Genomic DNA, 14,050 nt, shown 5'->3' on the forward strand with positions numbered 1-14,050 from the left:
GCGCGGCGATACGCAGAATGCAGTGTCGGGCGTGTGCCCGCTTCAGTTCGTCAACCGTTCATGCGAGGCCGCCATGTCGAATCTTCAATGCAGTCCATCCGTGCTCAACGCGATGATGTCGGTGTTTTCAGGGGGGATGCGCATCGGTGCCATGCCGGAACTGCATGACGTGCTCAGTGCACTGCGCGCGTGGCAGCCGGATAGTCCGCTCGCCGATGTCTGCGAGGCACGTCTGCTGATCAACCAGACCGAATGGCGTGAAGCCGCCAGTTTGCTAGGCCATGTGACCGGGCGTCACGCGAATCTGCCCGTGGTGTCGGCACTGCATGCGCTGTGTCTTTTCATGCAGCAGGATGATGAGTGGCGGCGCGCAGCGATGGAAGCAGTGGATACGGGCAATGACATGGCCATTGCTATCGTCGCGCGTTTCCTGAATGTGCCGGGTAATGATGAGGCGGATCTGTCGATGCGAGTGACAGCGGCAATCGAAATGAATGGTGCGCTCGAAGCAGGTTGAGAACCGTCATTGATCACGGCAGCTTCGACATCGGGTCCGCACGGTAGCAATCGTGCACGATGTGCGGCACCCATGAGTGTCGTTAGCGTCTCGCGCCTCGCGTCATGACGACGCCACGACAGGCCACGGCGTCGGCGCAGGAACCGCACAAGGTGCCTGCACATCGATCGACTTGAAGTCAGCGGGACTCACGATCTCCAGATACTCCATGTCGTCGGAGTAATCGAACAGGAAGTGCACGATGCCAGGCGCCTGGTGCACGCAATCGCCCGCCTCCACGAGGGGTTCCCGGTCGCCGTACATGAAGCGCGCCCACCCTTTCAGCATAATGACGATGTGGAAATCTGCCTCATGACGGTGCCATCCGGTGCCTTCCTCTGGTGCGCGATGCGCCTTGACGAGTTGCGCAACGACCTTGCCGCCCGTTGCCTGTGCGATGCCCAGATCGCGATACTGGAAGAAGTCGCGCAGGCCGCCTGCCTCGAAGGCCGTATCGTCGCGCTTGACATGAGAAAAGCGGGTTTCGGGTTCGACAGACATCGCACACCTCCGGCAGAGAAGTTGGGCCTCGATTGAAGCATTTAGTATTCCAATGCCGATGCGCTGTCCGATTCGGCATGCTGTCGAATCTCACGCCTTTTCCCTGTGCCCGATCGCTGGACGCTACCTTCAATCGCAGCCTCCGACTGGATCGGGCACAATAGGTAGCGATGCATAAACAACAATTCAGTCGGGGAAGACAATGACCACTCAGTCACCCACCGTCGCACTGCTCGGCGCTGTCATGTTCGCTGCAGAACGTCACAGGAATCAACGCCGCAAAGACGCAGAAGCAACCCCCTACATCAATCACCCCATCGCGCTGGCCCATCTGCTCGCACCGCCGGGCGGCATCGCCGACGTGACGTTACTTCAGGCCGCCATCCTCCACGACACCATCGAAGACACGGAAACGACAGCCGCAGAGTTGAGCGCACGCTTCGGCGACGACGTCACCCGCATCGTCCTCGAAGTCACCGACGACAAGACACTCCCCAAGCCGCGCCGCAAGCAACTCCAGATCGAACACGCGCCGCACAAGAGCCGAGGCGCAGCACTGGTCAAGCTCGCGGACAAGACCTGCAATCTGCTCGATGTCGCAAGCTCTCCGCCAGCGGACTGGCCACTGTCCCGGCGCCAGGCATACTTCGACTGGGCAAAACAGGTCGTCGACGCGCTGCCGCGCGTGAACGACGCTTTGCTGAGTGCGTTCGATCAGGCCTACGCTGCGCGCCCGTAGCAAGCTTCGACAGAAATCCCGGCACCGCGCGCTCACGGCAACTACACTCCAGTTCGGGTCCGCAAAAACCGCTCATCTCAACCGGGGAGCACGCGCTACATGGCTACGGAGACGAAACGGATCGTCGTGATCGGCGCGGGCTTTGCCGGCCTGTGGAGCGCGCTCGGCGCGGCGCGCAAGCTGGATGAACTGCGCGTGCCGCCGGAGCAGGTGGACGTCACCGTGATCAACAGCAAGCCGTATCACAGCATCCGGGTACGCAACTACGAGCAGCCGCTCGACGGCACGCTTGTGCCGCTTGCCGACGTGCTCGGCCCGGCCGGCGTGAACAGCATTCTGGACACCGTCCACTCCATCGATACCCATAACCATCGCATCGTCTGTGAAGCCGGCCAGACGCTCACCTACGACCGCCTGATTCTCGCCGCCGGCAGCGAACTGGTGCGCCCCGCGATTCCCGGCCTGCAAGACCATAGCTTCGATGTCGATACATTCGACGGCGCCACCCGGCTCAACCAGCATCTGCTGCATTTGCCCCACACCGCGGCCTCACCCGGCCGCTTCACGGTCGCCGTTATCGGCGCAGGCTTGACGGGCATCGAACTCGCCGCTGAACTGCCTGCACGTTTGCGTGCCATCGCCGGCGACGATCAGCGCGAGACTATCCGCGTGATCCTCGCCGACCGTTCCGCCAGAATCGGCCAGGCGATGGGCGGCGCCCAGCCCGTGATCGAAGAAGCGCTCACGGCCGAAGGCGTCGAACTCCGCCCTGGCGTGTCGCTCGAGGCGGTATCGAGCCAGGGCGTTCAACTGGCAGGCGGCGAGCACATCGACGCCGCGACTGTCGTCTGGTGCGGCGGCATGCGGGCGAATGCACTGACGGAACAGTTGCCCGTGCCACGCGATCCGTCCGGACGCGTGCCTGTCGATACGTACCTGCGCGTCGACAGCCTTCCCGACGTCTTCGCCGCAGGCGATTGCGCCCGCATCCTGATCGACGGCGAACGGCCTTCCGTGATGTCCTGCCAGCACAGCCGCCCGATGGGGCGGCACGCCGGGCACAATGCCGTCTGCGATCTGCTGGGCCTGCCGATGCTGCCGCTTCACATCGACTGGTACACGACCATTCTCGATCTCGGCCCGTGGGGCGCCGTCTACACGGAAGGCTGGGAGCGCCGGCTCGCGTCGCAGGGCGAAGCGGCGAAAGCGACCAAGCGCATCATCAACTGCGAGCGCATCTATCCGCCACGCAACGGGAATCGCGACGACATCCTGCAAGCCGCCGCGCCCGTCGTCCAGGCGCCGCCCTACACCATCCGCGACAAGGGCTGACAAGGCCGCTTAAAACTCGATCACGCGCGGCGTCAGCAGCACGAGTCGCTCCATATGGCTGCTCTGATGCGTATGCGAGCGGAACAGCGCGCCCAGCAGAGGTATCTTCGACAGCACGGGCACACCCGTATTCAGATTCGAATCGTTATCGACGCGATACCCTGCGATCAGCAAGCTCTGCCCTTCTCCGACGACAGCCTCGGTATTGATCTCACTGGTGCGGATTTCGGGAATGTCTTTCACGCTATCGCCCGTCGGCTGGCCGTCTTCCACATGCACCTGCAGCTTGATCTGCTGCATGCCGTCCGCGTCGACCACCATCGGCAGCACGCGCAGCGTATTGCCGACCTGCACGCTAAACAGATTGCTCGACGTGAACCCCGACACAGGGATAAAGAACTGCGTCTTGTTGTTCATCACGGCTTCGACGTTGTCGAGCGTCGCGACCTTCGGGCTGGCATCGATGCGTGCCAGATTGGTCTGTTCGAGCGCGTCGATGCGCGTGAGCAGATAGCGGCCTGCATCGCCGATCACGGCAGTCAGCGAGCCGCCCGTCGGCGTGGCCGTGGCGACCAGATTACCCGCTGTATCCAGTGACGAAAACGTCGGACTCACGTTGCCGTTGAAACCGTTTGCATTGGCGCTGCCGCTGCCCGTCTGGAAATCGACGTGGCTCGAATGCGCATGCCAGTCCACGCCGAGTTGCTTCAGCGCGCCGTCGTCGATCTCGATGATGTGCGCTTCGATCTCCACCATCCTGCGCTTCACGTCGAGCCGGTCGATCAGTTGCTGATACTGGCCGACGCGATCGGGCAGGTCACGGATCAGCACCGAATTGGTCCGCGCATCCGCCTGGATCACGGGCAGCGAACCTGCGCCGTCCGGCACGGCCGCCGTCGCTGAACGGCCCGAGCCTTGCGCGCCGCCTGCCGAGCCGCCAACGCCGCTTGCATTGCCCGCGCCCGGCATCGCAACCGGCCCGCCGCCTGCCGCCGCGACGCCCGCGAACACGTCGGGCAACGGCGGGTTCACGCCGCCGCCGTTGTACGGGGAACCGCCATTGGTGCCGCCCTGCACGTCGGCATAAGGGCTGACCGGCTGCAGATTCGCCGTGCCATCGGCGGAAGCGCGCGACGTGCCCTGCTGGTCGCTGTCGCGATCCGGGTGATAGAGGCTCGCGAGTACATGGGCGACGCCCGGCACCACCTGCGTCTTGCCGTTCACGGTGATCGTATGATCGGCGGCCCAGCCATAACGCAGCGGAAACGCGCGCACTTCGCTGCCCGTGCGGCGATTCGCGTTCTGATCGAGCCGCGCGGCCACTTCTTCCACCAGTTGAATCAGCCGGTGAGGGCCCGTGATCAAAGCGACACCCTGCTCAGGATCGTAGACGATCGGAAAGCGGTCGGTGTCGAGGCCGATCTGCTTCAAGGTCGCGCGCAGGCTTTGCGTGCCGGCAAAATCCAGCTTGATGACCTTGGTGGTCACGTCATCGGCGGTGCTGATCGACAGCACGCTGCCGTCGTAGAACCAGACGAAGCCGAAGGTAGCCGCCATCGTGTCGATGAATCTGCGCGGCGGCAGGGCGAAGCGTCCCGATACGGTGCCCTGCACGTTCGGCGCAATCGTCGCGATGATCCCCTGACTCGCTGCGAAGTCGCGCAGCACGTCTTTCAGGTCGCGGCTTTCCACCGATATATGCACTGCGCCGGGCCGCCATGAAATCGGTGCGGCGTGGCCCGTGCTCAGGCTCATCATCAACAGGGCAGCCGCAATCGCGCGGTGACGGAAGGTGAGTTTCATGATCGTCGCTTTGGTGTAGGTGTGGTAATGGCGATGCACGGGTTAGCGGTTCAGCGTGTCGGAAGGCGACTCGTTGAACTGTCGGCGATAGCTGTTGACGAGCGTCGAGCGGTTGCTGACGCCCCACTTGACGGCTGTCGCGAGAATGCCCTGCTCGTGCGCGCTATCGTCGGCTTCGAGTTCGGCACGGATGCGCTCCATGCGCAAGCGCCGGATGATCTCGGTCGGCGTCGAGCCGAGGCTGGTCTTGAACGCGCTCTGCAACGCGCGGTCGGTCACACCGATCTGCGCAGCGATCTCGCGGATCGACAGATCCTTGCGCTCCAGGTTGTCGAGCAGATAGCGATACGCACGCCGATAACGCGCGGGCAGCCGCGTACCGATATCGTCGAGTTGCTCCGGCGCGCGCGCGATGCGCTGGCCGTAGCGCGCCAGTGCGCCCGCTTCGTCGCGAATGCAATTGACGGCGGCGGCCGCATAACGCGTGTACACCTCCAGCGATTCCGCGCTGCGCCCCTGCAGATGGCGCAGCTTGGCGAGGCAGTACAGATATTCGAGCTGTCGATGGCTTTGCGGCATGCGCACTTCCGCCGTCAGCAGCGCCAGCACCGATTCGGCCAGCGAAGACGCCCCGCCCGCGAGACTTGCAAGCACGATCTCGATGCGCACCGCGCTCTGATAGTTCTGGATGCCCTGCTTGCCGGCCCGCTCCGCATGAGCGACGAGTTGTTGCTGCGCATCGCGCTCGCCGCCCGCAAGACGCGCAAGCGCATCGAGAAATTCGACACGTCCGCGCAGCAGCGGGTCCGCGATCGCGCCCGTCAACACGCGCAGCGCGACGGGCCGCTGCGGCGCGATACGCGGCGCGGCCTCGCCCGTCAGGCCCACTTGCCAGTAGATGTGATCCGACAACTGGGCGCGCGAACGCAGCGCGCTTTGCGCCTCGACGTCGAAACGCACCGTGCTCAACAGGCGCTGCCAGCCATCCACGTTGTGCATCGAACCATTCGACGCTGCTTCGTCGAGCAGGTCTTCGAGCGTATCGAGCACGGCATCGGCATCGCGCAAACGGCCCACGCTGAACAGCACGCCGAACGCACCGAACAGCGCATCGAGCCGCAATGCCGCGCCCGCCTGAGGATGATCCGCGATCTGCATGAAGCACGACATCGCCGTGCCGTAGCGATAGCGGAACAGCGCCTGCCAGCCCGCATTGCGGCACGACGCGAAGCGCATGCTGTCCTTGTCGTCGCGGACACGCTTTTGCGCTTCGCGGAACGACTCGTCGGCATCGACCTCCATGCCGAGCGACAGTTGCAGATCGCCCTGCAATTGCAGCAGCGCGGCTGGCGCTGCGTCGTCGTGGCTATCGACCGTTCGCTGCACTTGCGCAGCGGCGGCCTGCACATTGCCGCTGCCGATCAGATCGGCGACGCTGGCAGGCACCGACGCTGCGTTGAGCATCGACACATACGGGAAGTAGTAGGTAACGAGCATGGCTGATTCCGTCGTAAGGCTCGCGCAGCGTGTGGGTCAAAGCTGTGAGAGCGCGTTGAAACGATGGCGACGTTTTGGGAGCGAACATCGCGGTGACGGAATGCACTGTAGCCAGGCTGAAATGTGAAAAGCTCAATTATCAGAGGAAAGAATTGAGGCTTGAGCAAAGTTGAGAATTCGCGCGCTTCATGGACAAGAAGACTCAACAAAGCTCATTTATTTTTTGTGTTTGCGCGACTGACTTTATGGCGTCACAACGTCGGGATGTGGTGCGTGGCCGGGCTTGAGATCGGTGTCGCGATCGCTCATCTGCGCGATGGCGCGTACCTGTTGTTTGAACAGACGCAGGTCGAGCTGATCCTGCACCTGATGCACGAACAGCCCCGCGAACACCGCGAGCATCAGCACGGTCACTGCCCCTTTGATCGGCTGGCTCAGTGCGCTCAGATCGAGCTTTTGTGCCGCTTTGGACGCGAGATTCGCACCGAGATCGATCAGCAGCAGCACCAGCAGCATCGGTGCGGCGAGCTTCGCGATGGTCTGCATCAAGGTGTCCGTCTGATGCAAGGCGAACACCCCAAGAAAATCCGTCGACATTGGTTTCGTCGACGCAACCGGCCACCACCGGTACGACTCGTACAGCGCCTCCAGCAGAAACTGCATGCCGCCCAGCGACCAGAACGCAACGGTCGCAATCTGGCCTAGCAGCGTGGCCGAAGGCGTCGATTGCTGCGACAGCATCGGGTTGCTCAACTGCGCGTTGTTGTAGCCCGTCAGATTGTCGAGATAAATGCCCGCGCCTTCCGCGACCCAGAACACCGTCGCTGCCGCGAAACCCATCACGACGCCGATCAGCGTTTCGCGCAAGCCGGTGATCACCAGCGTGAAGCCTGTCAGCGAATCGGCGAACGACTCCGGTTGCGCAAGCGCGACGAACAGCGAAAAGCTCAACGCGACGCCGTTACGCAGGCGGCCTTGCAGCACGCCGTCGGCTGTCGGCGGAAACAGCGTCATGAGCGCGTAGAGCCGCAGCGAGCACACGCCGAGCACGGCGAGATGCTTGAGCAGCCAGGGGCCATAGAACTGCAACAGGTCGTTCATCCACGGGCAAGGCGCGCGAGCGCCGTCTCTTCGATGTCTTCGTCTTCCGCATCGGCGGCGATGCCGTCCAGCACACGCTGCAACTGGCCGATGCGCTTCTCGCACAGTTCGATGCGTCCCCGGTTCTTCGCGATCTCTCCACGCATGCCGGCGATCGATGCATCGTGTGCGGCGAGCATCTGTTGCGCGGCTGCCAACGCTTCTCGTGCAACGGCGCACTGCCTGTCGACTTCATCGGCGTAGAGACGGATCGCTGTCAGCGTGTCGATGGAGAACGGCTCCGCGCCTGACATCATCGCGCTCACACGCTGCCGGTACGATTGCGCCTGCGCTTCGAGCGCAGCCGCCTGGCCGCGCGCATGCGCCTCGCTTTCGACCAGCGCGATGCGCGCCGCCACCAGTTGCGCAAGCCGCGCGCGCAAGTCCTGCTCGAAGCGCTGGCGGCGCGACACCGCGCGCGACAAGGCTGCAATTTGCCGTTTCGGCGCACTCATTGCGCGTCACCCTGTGCAAGCCGGTGCAGCGCGGTTTCCGTTTCGGCCGGGTCCGCGTAGGCATCCGTCGGCTGCGACAGGAACGCCTTGAGCGCATCGATCTTTGCGATTGCTTCATCGGCGAGCGCATTGGTGCCCGGCTGGTACTCGCCGATCTGCAACAGCATGTCCACTTCGCGGTGCTTTGCGAGCAGCTTGCGCAGCCGCGCCGACGACGCCATGAACTCGCGCGGCATCACCTGCGACATCACGCGCGACAGGCTGCCGAGCACGTCGATGGCGGGATAGCGGTTCTGCGCCGCGATGTCCCGCGAGAGGATCAGATGGCCGTCGAGCACGCCGCGCACTTCTTCGGCAATCGGATCGCTGCCCGATTCGTCTTCGGCGAGCACGGTGTAGAGCGCCGTGATCGAGCCGCGCTCGCCCATACCGGCGCGTTCCAGCAAGCGCGGCAACTCGGCGAACACCGACGGCGGGAAACCGCGCCGCGCGGGCGGCTCGCCCGCCGCCAGGCCGATTTCGCGGCCTGCGCGGGCAAAACGTGTCAGCGAATCCATCATCAGCAGCACGCGTTTGCCTTCGTCGCGGAAGTGCTCGGCAATGGCTGTCGCGACGTACGCCGCCTTCGCGCGTTCGCTCGACGAGCGGTCCGAGGTCGCGCACACCACCACCGAACGCGCCATGCCCTGCTCGCCGAGTATCAGTTCGACGAACTCGCGCACTTCGCGGCCGCGTTCGCCGATCAGCGCGATCACATTGATGTCGCATTGCGCGCCGCGCGCGAGCATGCCAAGCAAGGTGCTCTTGCCCACACCCGCCGGTGCGAAAATGCCCATACGCTGGCCTTCTGCAAGCGTGGTCATCGCGTCGATCACGCGCACGCCCGTCACCATCGGTTGCTCGATCATGCGGCGCGTCATCGGGTTAGGCGGGTCGGCGAAAATCGGCCTGCTGTCTGCCGCATCGATCGGGCCGCGTCCGTCCATCGGCTGGCCGAGTGCATCGATCACGCGGCCCAGCAGCGCATCGCCGACGGGCACCGACAAGGGCCGCTGCAAGCCGATCACATGCGTCGCGCGCGACACGTCCGTGAGTTGCGCGAACGGCGACACGACGGCATGTTCACGCGTAAAGCCGATCACTTCGCCGTGCTGCAACAGCTTGCCTTGCGGCGTGCGCAATTCGCAGAGTTCGCCGAGCTTCAGGTCGATGCCCGCCACCTTGATCAGCGTGCCGACCACTTCGGCAATCTTGCCGGTCTGGCGCACGGGCAGCAACGCGCGGATTTCGCGCTCGATGGCGCCGCCCAGTTCACGCAAGCCGTCTTCCTGCAGACCGAAGATGTCGGTCAGCGGCTGCTGCCGCGAGTTCGCTGTGGTGCTGGTCATCATGAGTCGTTCTCTGCCTGCGTACCTTGCGTTTTCAGCGACGTGTTCAATGCCCGTACGATGGCGGCCCGCATCGAATCGAGTTGTGTCGACAGGCTCGCATCGACAATGCCCAGGTCCGACTCGCAGACGCACGCGCCCGGCGCGAGCCGCGGATCGGCCGCCACGGCCAGCGGCACCGGCCTGCCGAGCAGGCGCAGCCGCGCATCGAACTCGCCGAATGCATCGCGTGCCGCGTCGAGATCGGCGGGATGCACGCTGATACGCAAACTCGCCGAGCCTTCCACGATTCTGTCGATGGTGTCCGTCGCGCGCGCGAAGAGGGCCTGCGCGCTTTCGGTGCGTACCAGTTGCTCGACGGCGAGCATCACCAATTCGGCCATCCGGTTGCGCATGCTCATTTGCAGACGCTGCGCGTCCGCGCTCAATGCAGCGATTCGTTCGATCCACTGCGCCTCGCCGCGCACGACGCCTTCTGCGTACCCGCGCTCTTGCGCTGCTTCGCGCTCGCGAGCCGCCGAGGCAATGAGCGCTGCCGCTTCATCGCGCGCGGCCTGCAGAAGCTTTTCGCGCTCGATCTGTGCGGCAGCGAGAATCGCCTGCCGTTCAGCTTCGACACGGCCATAGACATCGTCGATGGTTGCGAGCATGCCGAAGGTTTCGCGCGGCACGATGTCGCTCGCCACGCCGACGCGCGGTTCGTCCTTACGTCGGCCCGTGGCGTTGCGCGACGCGTGTGCTTCGCGTGGACGGCTCAGCCAGATAACCATGCGTACTCCGGCAAAAGTGGGCCGATGCGCTCGCGCAGCAACGCGAGCGCCTCGTTGCATTCGTCTTCGGAAGGTTGTGGCTGGTGTGGGCACTCGTTACGCGGCAACGCGAGCGGCAGCAGCATTACCTGCGTGTGATGTCGGGCCAGCAACGCCAGTCCTTCGTGTGCAAGCGCGTCTGCATCGAGCGAGCCGAGCGCGCACGTTCCTGCACGCTCACGTTTCGCGTCGATCAACGACGGCGCTTCGGCCACGGTTGCGCCGAGCAGCGCATCCAGCGGACAGCCTATCCAGTCCGCGAGACGCCTGCGCGTGCCGCGATCGACGAGACGCCGCACTTCGGCGCGGCGCGTCAACAACGCCAGCATGCGCAGCACGCGCAAACCAGTGTCGACAGGCAAAGCGTCGAGCCGGATAGCGGGTACATCAATGAATGCTTCAAGTGTTGGCGGTGTCGGCAACAACACGCGCGACACCGCAAGAGAACACGCTTCGTCGCAGCGGGCCCGCAGTGTATCGAGCGCCGGTTCTACATCGGCGTTTCGCTCGACACCGAATGCGTAGGCAAGCCAGTCGCCGTGCAACCACTGCAGCGCCGTTCGCGCGTTACGTTGCCAGCCGAGCAGCATCTGCGTGGCGTCGGGCGGTGCATGACGCGCATCCGCGTGGCGCGGCATGGCAATCCGCATCGCAGCGACGCTCATGCCGACTTCTGCCTGCGTCCGGGCAGTCGCTGCATGAGCGTCGCGACACTGGCTTTGAGCGGTGCGGCAATGACACCGAGCCGTGCTCGCAACGCATAACCCAATGCAGCCCCTGCCACGATCAGCGCGAACAACCCGCTCAGCACGAACGGCCAGACAGGCGTGTGCGCGGGCACCCGGCTGTCGATATCCACCTGATCCGCCGCCACGCCCGTCACGCTGACCTGGTCGTACGACAGGCCTTCCACGCTATGCACAACAAGGTTCTTGATCTGCGGCACGAGCGCATCGAGTTCGAGTCCCGGCCGGTACTTGATAAACACGGCAGCCGAAGATGGCTTGATGGTCTGCGCAAGCGGATCGTTATTCGGAATCACGATCTGCACGCGCGCGACCAGCACACCATCGATACGCGACAGCGTGCCCGACAACTCCTGTGACAGCCCATAGATAAAGCGCACGCGCTCTTCCGTCGGCGTCGAGACGAGTCCGTCCTTCTTGAACAGGCTGCCGAGATCGTCGAACTTGCTGTGCGGCAAGCCTGTTTCGCGCAGCACCTGCATCGCGCGCACCATGTCGCCGTCTTCGACCTGCAGCGTGTAGGTCTTGCCGCCATCCGGCGTGCTCTTGTCTGCCGCTACGCCACGTTCGAGCAACGCAACCGTCATCTCGTTGACGTCCTCTTCGGCAAGGCCCGTGTACAACTCTTTCTTGCAGCCTGCGAGCAGCGCACACGCGACCAGCATGCCGCCCATCAGCGTCCGCCTGGCCGGAGGAAACAGGGTTGGCAGGTTCATCACTGGTTCTTCATCAGCGTTTCAGCCGACGACTTCGACGCCGACACCACCGCCATCTTGGTCTGGAAATCGAACTGCGCCAGCGACAGATTGAGCGACACCTGCGCCGCCGCAGCAATCTGCTGTGTCGGCGAGAGCGACGCAGCATTCGCGCTCAGGGTCGTGACCTGTTCGAGCGCGGCTTCCATCTGGCCGGCCTGCTTGCGGATCGCATCGACGAGATGGTTGCCCGCATGCTGCGCCGTATCGTTGCCGGGCGCGGCGAGCGGCTGCTGCATCAGTTCCTCGAAACGGCTCACGGATTCCGGCGCGGGCATCTGCGGCAAGGCTTCCGGTTTGGCGGCATCGGTCACGGCATGCATGGCCGTTTCGGCAATCGTAGAGATGGACATGATCGGCTCCTCGAATCAGGCACGCAGGAAGGCGTGCGAGGCGAACGTGGATACATCGGCGGATGCGGGGCGTGCGGAGTTCGATTGCGCGTTCTCCTGCTGTTCGGCGAGATCGCGATACGACTCGGGCAACACCAGCTCGCCGCCGCGATGATTCGCGCGTGCCGCTTCGAGATCCGCACGCACGCCGAGCGCACGCACCAGCGCATGCGTTTCCGGCCCGGCATCGTCTTCGAGCGCCTGATCGGCCCATGCGCGCCAGCCCGCATCCTGCTGCGACGCGAGACAGTACGCGTACATCGCCTTGGCATACGCGAACGACGGCGCCGCATCGATCACATCGCGCAGCGTGCGCGATGCCTCTTCCCAGCGACCGTTGACGATCTGCAGCACGCCCGCGAGCGTGTCGATTTCAGCGACCTTCGGGCGAAACGCGCGCAGTGCGTCGAGCACCAGTTCGATATCGGCCGTGTCTGCGCTGGCTTGCGGGAAATGCCGGTACAAACCCGCCGAGGCTATCTCGATCAACGCGCTCAGCATGGCATCGCTGCATTGCAGATAGCCGGGCGCAGACCGGTTGGAAACGGCAGACGACGCGGGTTGTGACGAATTGGCGAGCATGACGTGGACCCTCTTGAAGGAAACAGGACGCAAGGCGTCAACGCTTCGCAAGGTATCAAGCCTGGGCCGCGTGCCGCGCGGCGCAACCGAAGCGAGTCGCGTGAAAGCGAACCTGCCTGCGTGAACCGATGCGCCCGCGCCTGGCAGATACAAGCGCTTCGCCTTCCTGCGCGGAGCTTCGCCTCATACGAATGCGTTGTGCAACACGCGCCCTACACTGCCCCAGCATCAACAGGAGCGCGCGATGAGCGACGACAAAACCGAACAGCCCACAGAGAAGCGCCTGCGCAAGGCGCGCGAAGACGGCGAAGTCGCGAAGAGCACGGACCTCGTGGATGGTGCGCTGCTCGCCGTCGGCGTCGGCATGCTGATGGCGATGGGCGACAAACTGGTCGACGCGTTACGGTCCTGCATCGCGATTGCGCTGAAGTTCGTCGCGGGACCGCACGACATGACCACGCTGCTGCTCGCGCTGAACCAGATCGGCTCGCGCATGACAGGCGCGCTGCTGCCCGTGATCGGTGCGGCGATTCTCGCGTCCATCGCCGCGCTGGCGGGACAGACGGGCATCATGATCTCGATGAAGGCGGTCGGGCTGAAGTTCGAGAACGTCAGCCCGATGGCGGGTATCAAGCGCATCTTCTCGCTCAAATCATTGCTCGAACTCGCGAAGATGAGCATCAAGGGCATCGTGCTCGCCATCGTGATGTGGCAAACCATCACGGGCCTGCTGCCGCTCGTTACGGGTTCCCTGTTCGAGTCGCTGCCGGAACTGTCGAAGCTTGCCAGCTTCGTCGTGATCCGGCTGCTGGCGGTCGCGGCGGCGCTGTACGTCGTGTTCGGTGGCATCGATTTCAAGCTGCAGAAGTTCCTCTTCATTCGCGGCAAGAAGATGAGCAAGGACGAAATCAAGCGCGAATACAAACAGGACGAAGGCGATCCCATCATCAAGGGCGAGCGGCGCAGGCTCGCGCGCGAACTGGCCACGTCCGCGCCGCGCAAGCTCGCGACAGCCAGCATGGTGGTCGTCAATCCGACCCACTATGCAGTCGCCGTGCGCTACGCACCGGACGAATATCCGCTGCCCGTCGTGATCGCCAAAGGCATGGATGACGCGGCGCTGCAGATGCGCCGCGACGCACAGTTCGCAGGCGTGCCGATTGTCGGCCACCCACCCGTTGCGCGTGCGCTCTACAAGGTCGAACTCGACGAACCGATTCCCGACGAACTGTTCGAAGCCGTCGCCGCGATCTTGCGCTGGGTCGATTCGCTCGCGTTGCCGAGCGGCGACGCTACGCCTTCGCTGAACGGCTGACCGCGCATTCCACACGCTTTCGCATCGCTTCACACCACGC

General features: G+C 64.1%; 15 protein-coding genes. 4 read left to right on the forward strand and 11 right to left on the reverse strand.

Annotated elements, in window-relative coordinates; translation table 11 throughout:
* Window positions 1-73: 73 nt before the first annotated feature.
* Window positions 74-517 (forward strand): HrpB1 family type III secretion system apparatus protein, encoded by a 444-nt coding sequence (locus tag DK391_RS07955; RefSeq protein WP_109477502.1) that lies wholly within the window; start codon window positions 74-76, stop codon window positions 515-517.
* A gap of 102 nt (window positions 518-619) precedes the next feature.
* Here DK391_RS07955 and DK391_RS07960 read toward each other — a convergent pair whose 3' ends face one another.
* Window positions 620-1,057, reverse strand: coding sequence for a cupin domain-containing protein (locus tag DK391_RS07960; RefSeq protein ID WP_109477446.1), 438 nt, complete (start codon window positions 1,055-1,057; stop codon window positions 620-622).
* A gap of 202 nt (window positions 1,058-1,259) precedes the next feature.
* Here DK391_RS07960 and DK391_RS07965 point away from each other — a divergent pair, with 202 nt between their 5' ends.
* Window positions 1,260-1,796, forward strand: coding sequence for an HD domain-containing protein (locus DK391_RS07965; protein WP_109477447.1), 537 nt, complete (start codon window positions 1,260-1,262; stop codon window positions 1,794-1,796).
* Between the two features lie 99 nt (window positions 1,797-1,895).
* A complete protein-coding gene (locus tag DK391_RS07970) occupies window positions 1,896-3,128 on the forward strand; it encodes an NAD(P)/FAD-dependent oxidoreductase (RefSeq protein ID WP_109477448.1) in 1,233 nt (410 codons plus the stop codon).
* 9 nt (window positions 3,129-3,137) lie between these two features.
* On the opposite strand, the gene sctC is transcribed toward DK391_RS07970, so the two are convergent.
* The 10 genes from sctC to DK391_RS08020 all read right to left on the reverse strand — a co-directional run bounded on the left by sctC (window position 3,138) and on the right by DK391_RS08020 (window position 12,695).
* Window positions 3,138-4,931, reverse strand: a complete 1,794-nt coding sequence (sctC, locus tag DK391_RS07975; protein WP_109477503.1) for a type III secretion system outer membrane ring subunit SctC — start codon at window positions 4,929-4,931, stop codon at window positions 3,138-3,140.
* Window positions 4,932-4,973: 42 nt separating this feature from the next.
* Window positions 4,974-6,428 (reverse strand): helix-turn-helix transcriptional regulator, encoded by a 1,455-nt coding sequence (locus tag DK391_RS07980; protein ID WP_109477449.1) that lies wholly within the window; start codon window positions 6,426-6,428, stop codon window positions 4,974-4,976.
* Between the two features lie 243 nt (window positions 6,429-6,671).
* Window positions 6,672-7,529 carry a type III secretion system export apparatus subunit SctT gene (gene sctT / locus DK391_RS07985; protein ID WP_109477450.1) on the reverse strand — a complete coding sequence of 286 codons (858 nt, stop codon included), beginning with the start codon at window positions 7,527-7,529 and terminating at the stop codon, window positions 6,672-6,674.
* A complete protein-coding gene (locus DK391_RS07990; protein ID WP_109477451.1) occupies window positions 7,526-8,023 on the reverse strand; it encodes a type III secretion protein in 498 nt (165 codons plus the stop codon). Before DK391_RS07990 ends, sctT begins: the two co-directional genes overlap by 4 nt.
* Entirely contained in the window at window positions 8,020-9,414 is a 1,395-nt protein-coding gene (sctN, locus tag DK391_RS07995; RefSeq protein ID WP_109477452.1) for a type III secretion system ATPase SctN, read from the reverse strand. Before sctN ends, DK391_RS07990 begins: the two co-directional genes overlap by 4 nt.
* Window positions 9,411-10,181, reverse strand: a complete 771-nt coding sequence (gene sctL, locus DK391_RS08000) for a type III secretion system stator protein SctL (protein ID WP_109477453.1) — start codon at window positions 10,179-10,181, stop codon at window positions 9,411-9,413. Before sctL ends, sctN begins: the two co-directional genes overlap by 4 nt.
* Window positions 10,166-10,885 (reverse strand): type III secretion protein HrpB4, encoded by a 720-nt coding sequence (locus DK391_RS08005; RefSeq protein ID WP_109477454.1) that lies wholly within the window; start codon window positions 10,883-10,885, stop codon window positions 10,166-10,168. The genes sctL and DK391_RS08005 overlap by 16 nt, the downstream gene beginning before the upstream one ends.
* Window positions 10,882-11,640: a type III secretion inner membrane ring lipoprotein SctJ gene (gene sctJ / locus DK391_RS08010; RefSeq protein WP_239482754.1), complete on the reverse strand. Its 759-nt coding sequence runs from the start codon at window positions 11,638-11,640 to the stop codon at window positions 10,882-10,884. Before sctJ ends, DK391_RS08005 begins: the two co-directional genes overlap by 4 nt.
* 41 nt (window positions 11,641-11,681) lie before the next feature.
* Window positions 11,682-12,074 (reverse strand): type III secretion protein, encoded by a 393-nt coding sequence (locus DK391_RS08015; RefSeq protein ID WP_109477456.1) that lies wholly within the window; start codon window positions 12,072-12,074, stop codon window positions 11,682-11,684.
* 15 nt (window positions 12,075-12,089) lie between these two features.
* Window positions 12,090-12,695, reverse strand: a complete 606-nt coding sequence (locus DK391_RS08020; protein WP_109477457.1) for an HrpB1 family type III secretion system apparatus protein — start codon at window positions 12,693-12,695, stop codon at window positions 12,090-12,092.
* Between the two features lie 244 nt (window positions 12,696-12,939).
* Between DK391_RS08020 and sctU the strand changes: the two genes are divergently transcribed.
* Window positions 12,940-14,010, forward strand: a complete 1,071-nt coding sequence (sctU, locus tag DK391_RS08025; protein WP_109477458.1) for a type III secretion system export apparatus subunit SctU — start codon at window positions 12,940-12,942, stop codon at window positions 14,008-14,010.
* Window positions 14,011-14,050: the final 40 nt, after the last annotated feature.

This window comes from Paraburkholderia sp. C35 (assembly GCF_003121405.1).
Taxonomy (GTDB): Bacteria; Pseudomonadota; Gammaproteobacteria; order Burkholderiales; family Burkholderiaceae; genus Paraburkholderia.

Excerpts from the sequence above, each read along its gene's own strand:
- DK391_RS07960 (WP_109477446.1), bottom strand. The coding sequence starts at position 1,057 with ATGTCTGTCGAACCCGAAACCCGCTTTTCTCATGTCAAGCGCGACGAT.
- DK391_RS07955 (WP_109477502.1), top strand. The coding sequence starts at position 74 with ATGTCGAATCTTCAATGCAGTCCATCCGTGCTCAACGCGATGATGTCG.
- sctN (WP_109477452.1), bottom strand. The coding sequence starts at position 9,414 with ATGATGACCAGCACCACAGCGAACTCGCGGCAGCAGCCGCTGACCGAC.
- sctL (WP_109477453.1), bottom strand. The coding sequence starts at position 10,181 with ATGGTTATCTGGCTGAGCCGTCCACGCGAAGCACACGCGTCGCGCAAC.
- DK391_RS07990 (WP_109477451.1), bottom strand. The coding sequence starts at position 8,023 with ATGAGTGCGCCGAAACGGCAAATTGCAGCCTTGTCGCGCGCGGTGTCG.
- DK391_RS07980 (WP_109477449.1), bottom strand. The coding sequence starts at position 6,428 with ATGCTCGTTACCTACTACTTCCCGTATGTGTCGATGCTCAACGCAGCG.
- DK391_RS08020 (WP_109477457.1), bottom strand. The coding sequence starts at position 12,695 with ATGCTCGCCAATTCGTCACAACCCGCGTCGTCTGCCGTTTCCAACCGG.
- sctC (WP_109477503.1), bottom strand. The coding sequence starts at position 4,931 with ATGAAACTCACCTTCCGTCACCGCGCGATTGCGGCTGCCCTGTTGATG.
- DK391_RS08005 (WP_109477454.1), bottom strand. The coding sequence starts at position 10,885 with ATGAGCGTCGCTGCGATGCGGATTGCCATGCCGCGCCACGCGGATGCG.
- sctT (WP_109477450.1), bottom strand. The coding sequence starts at position 7,529 with ATGAACGACCTGTTGCAGTTCTATGGCCCCTGGCTGCTCAAGCATCTC.
- sctJ (WP_239482754.1), bottom strand. The coding sequence starts at position 11,640 with ATGGGCGGCATGCTGGTCGCGTGTGCGCTGCTCGCAGGCTGCAAGAAA.
- DK391_RS07970 (WP_109477448.1), top strand. The coding sequence starts at position 1,896 with ATGGCTACGGAGACGAAACGGATCGTCGTGATCGGCGCGGGCTTTGCC.
- sctU (WP_109477458.1), top strand. The coding sequence starts at position 12,940 with ATGAGCGACGACAAAACCGAACAGCCCACAGAGAAGCGCCTGCGCAAG.
- DK391_RS08015 (WP_109477456.1), bottom strand. The coding sequence starts at position 12,074 with ATGTCCATCTCTACGATTGCCGAAACGGCCATGCATGCCGTGACCGAT.
- DK391_RS07965 (WP_109477447.1), top strand. The coding sequence starts at position 1,260 with ATGACCACTCAGTCACCCACCGTCGCACTGCTCGGCGCTGTCATGTTC.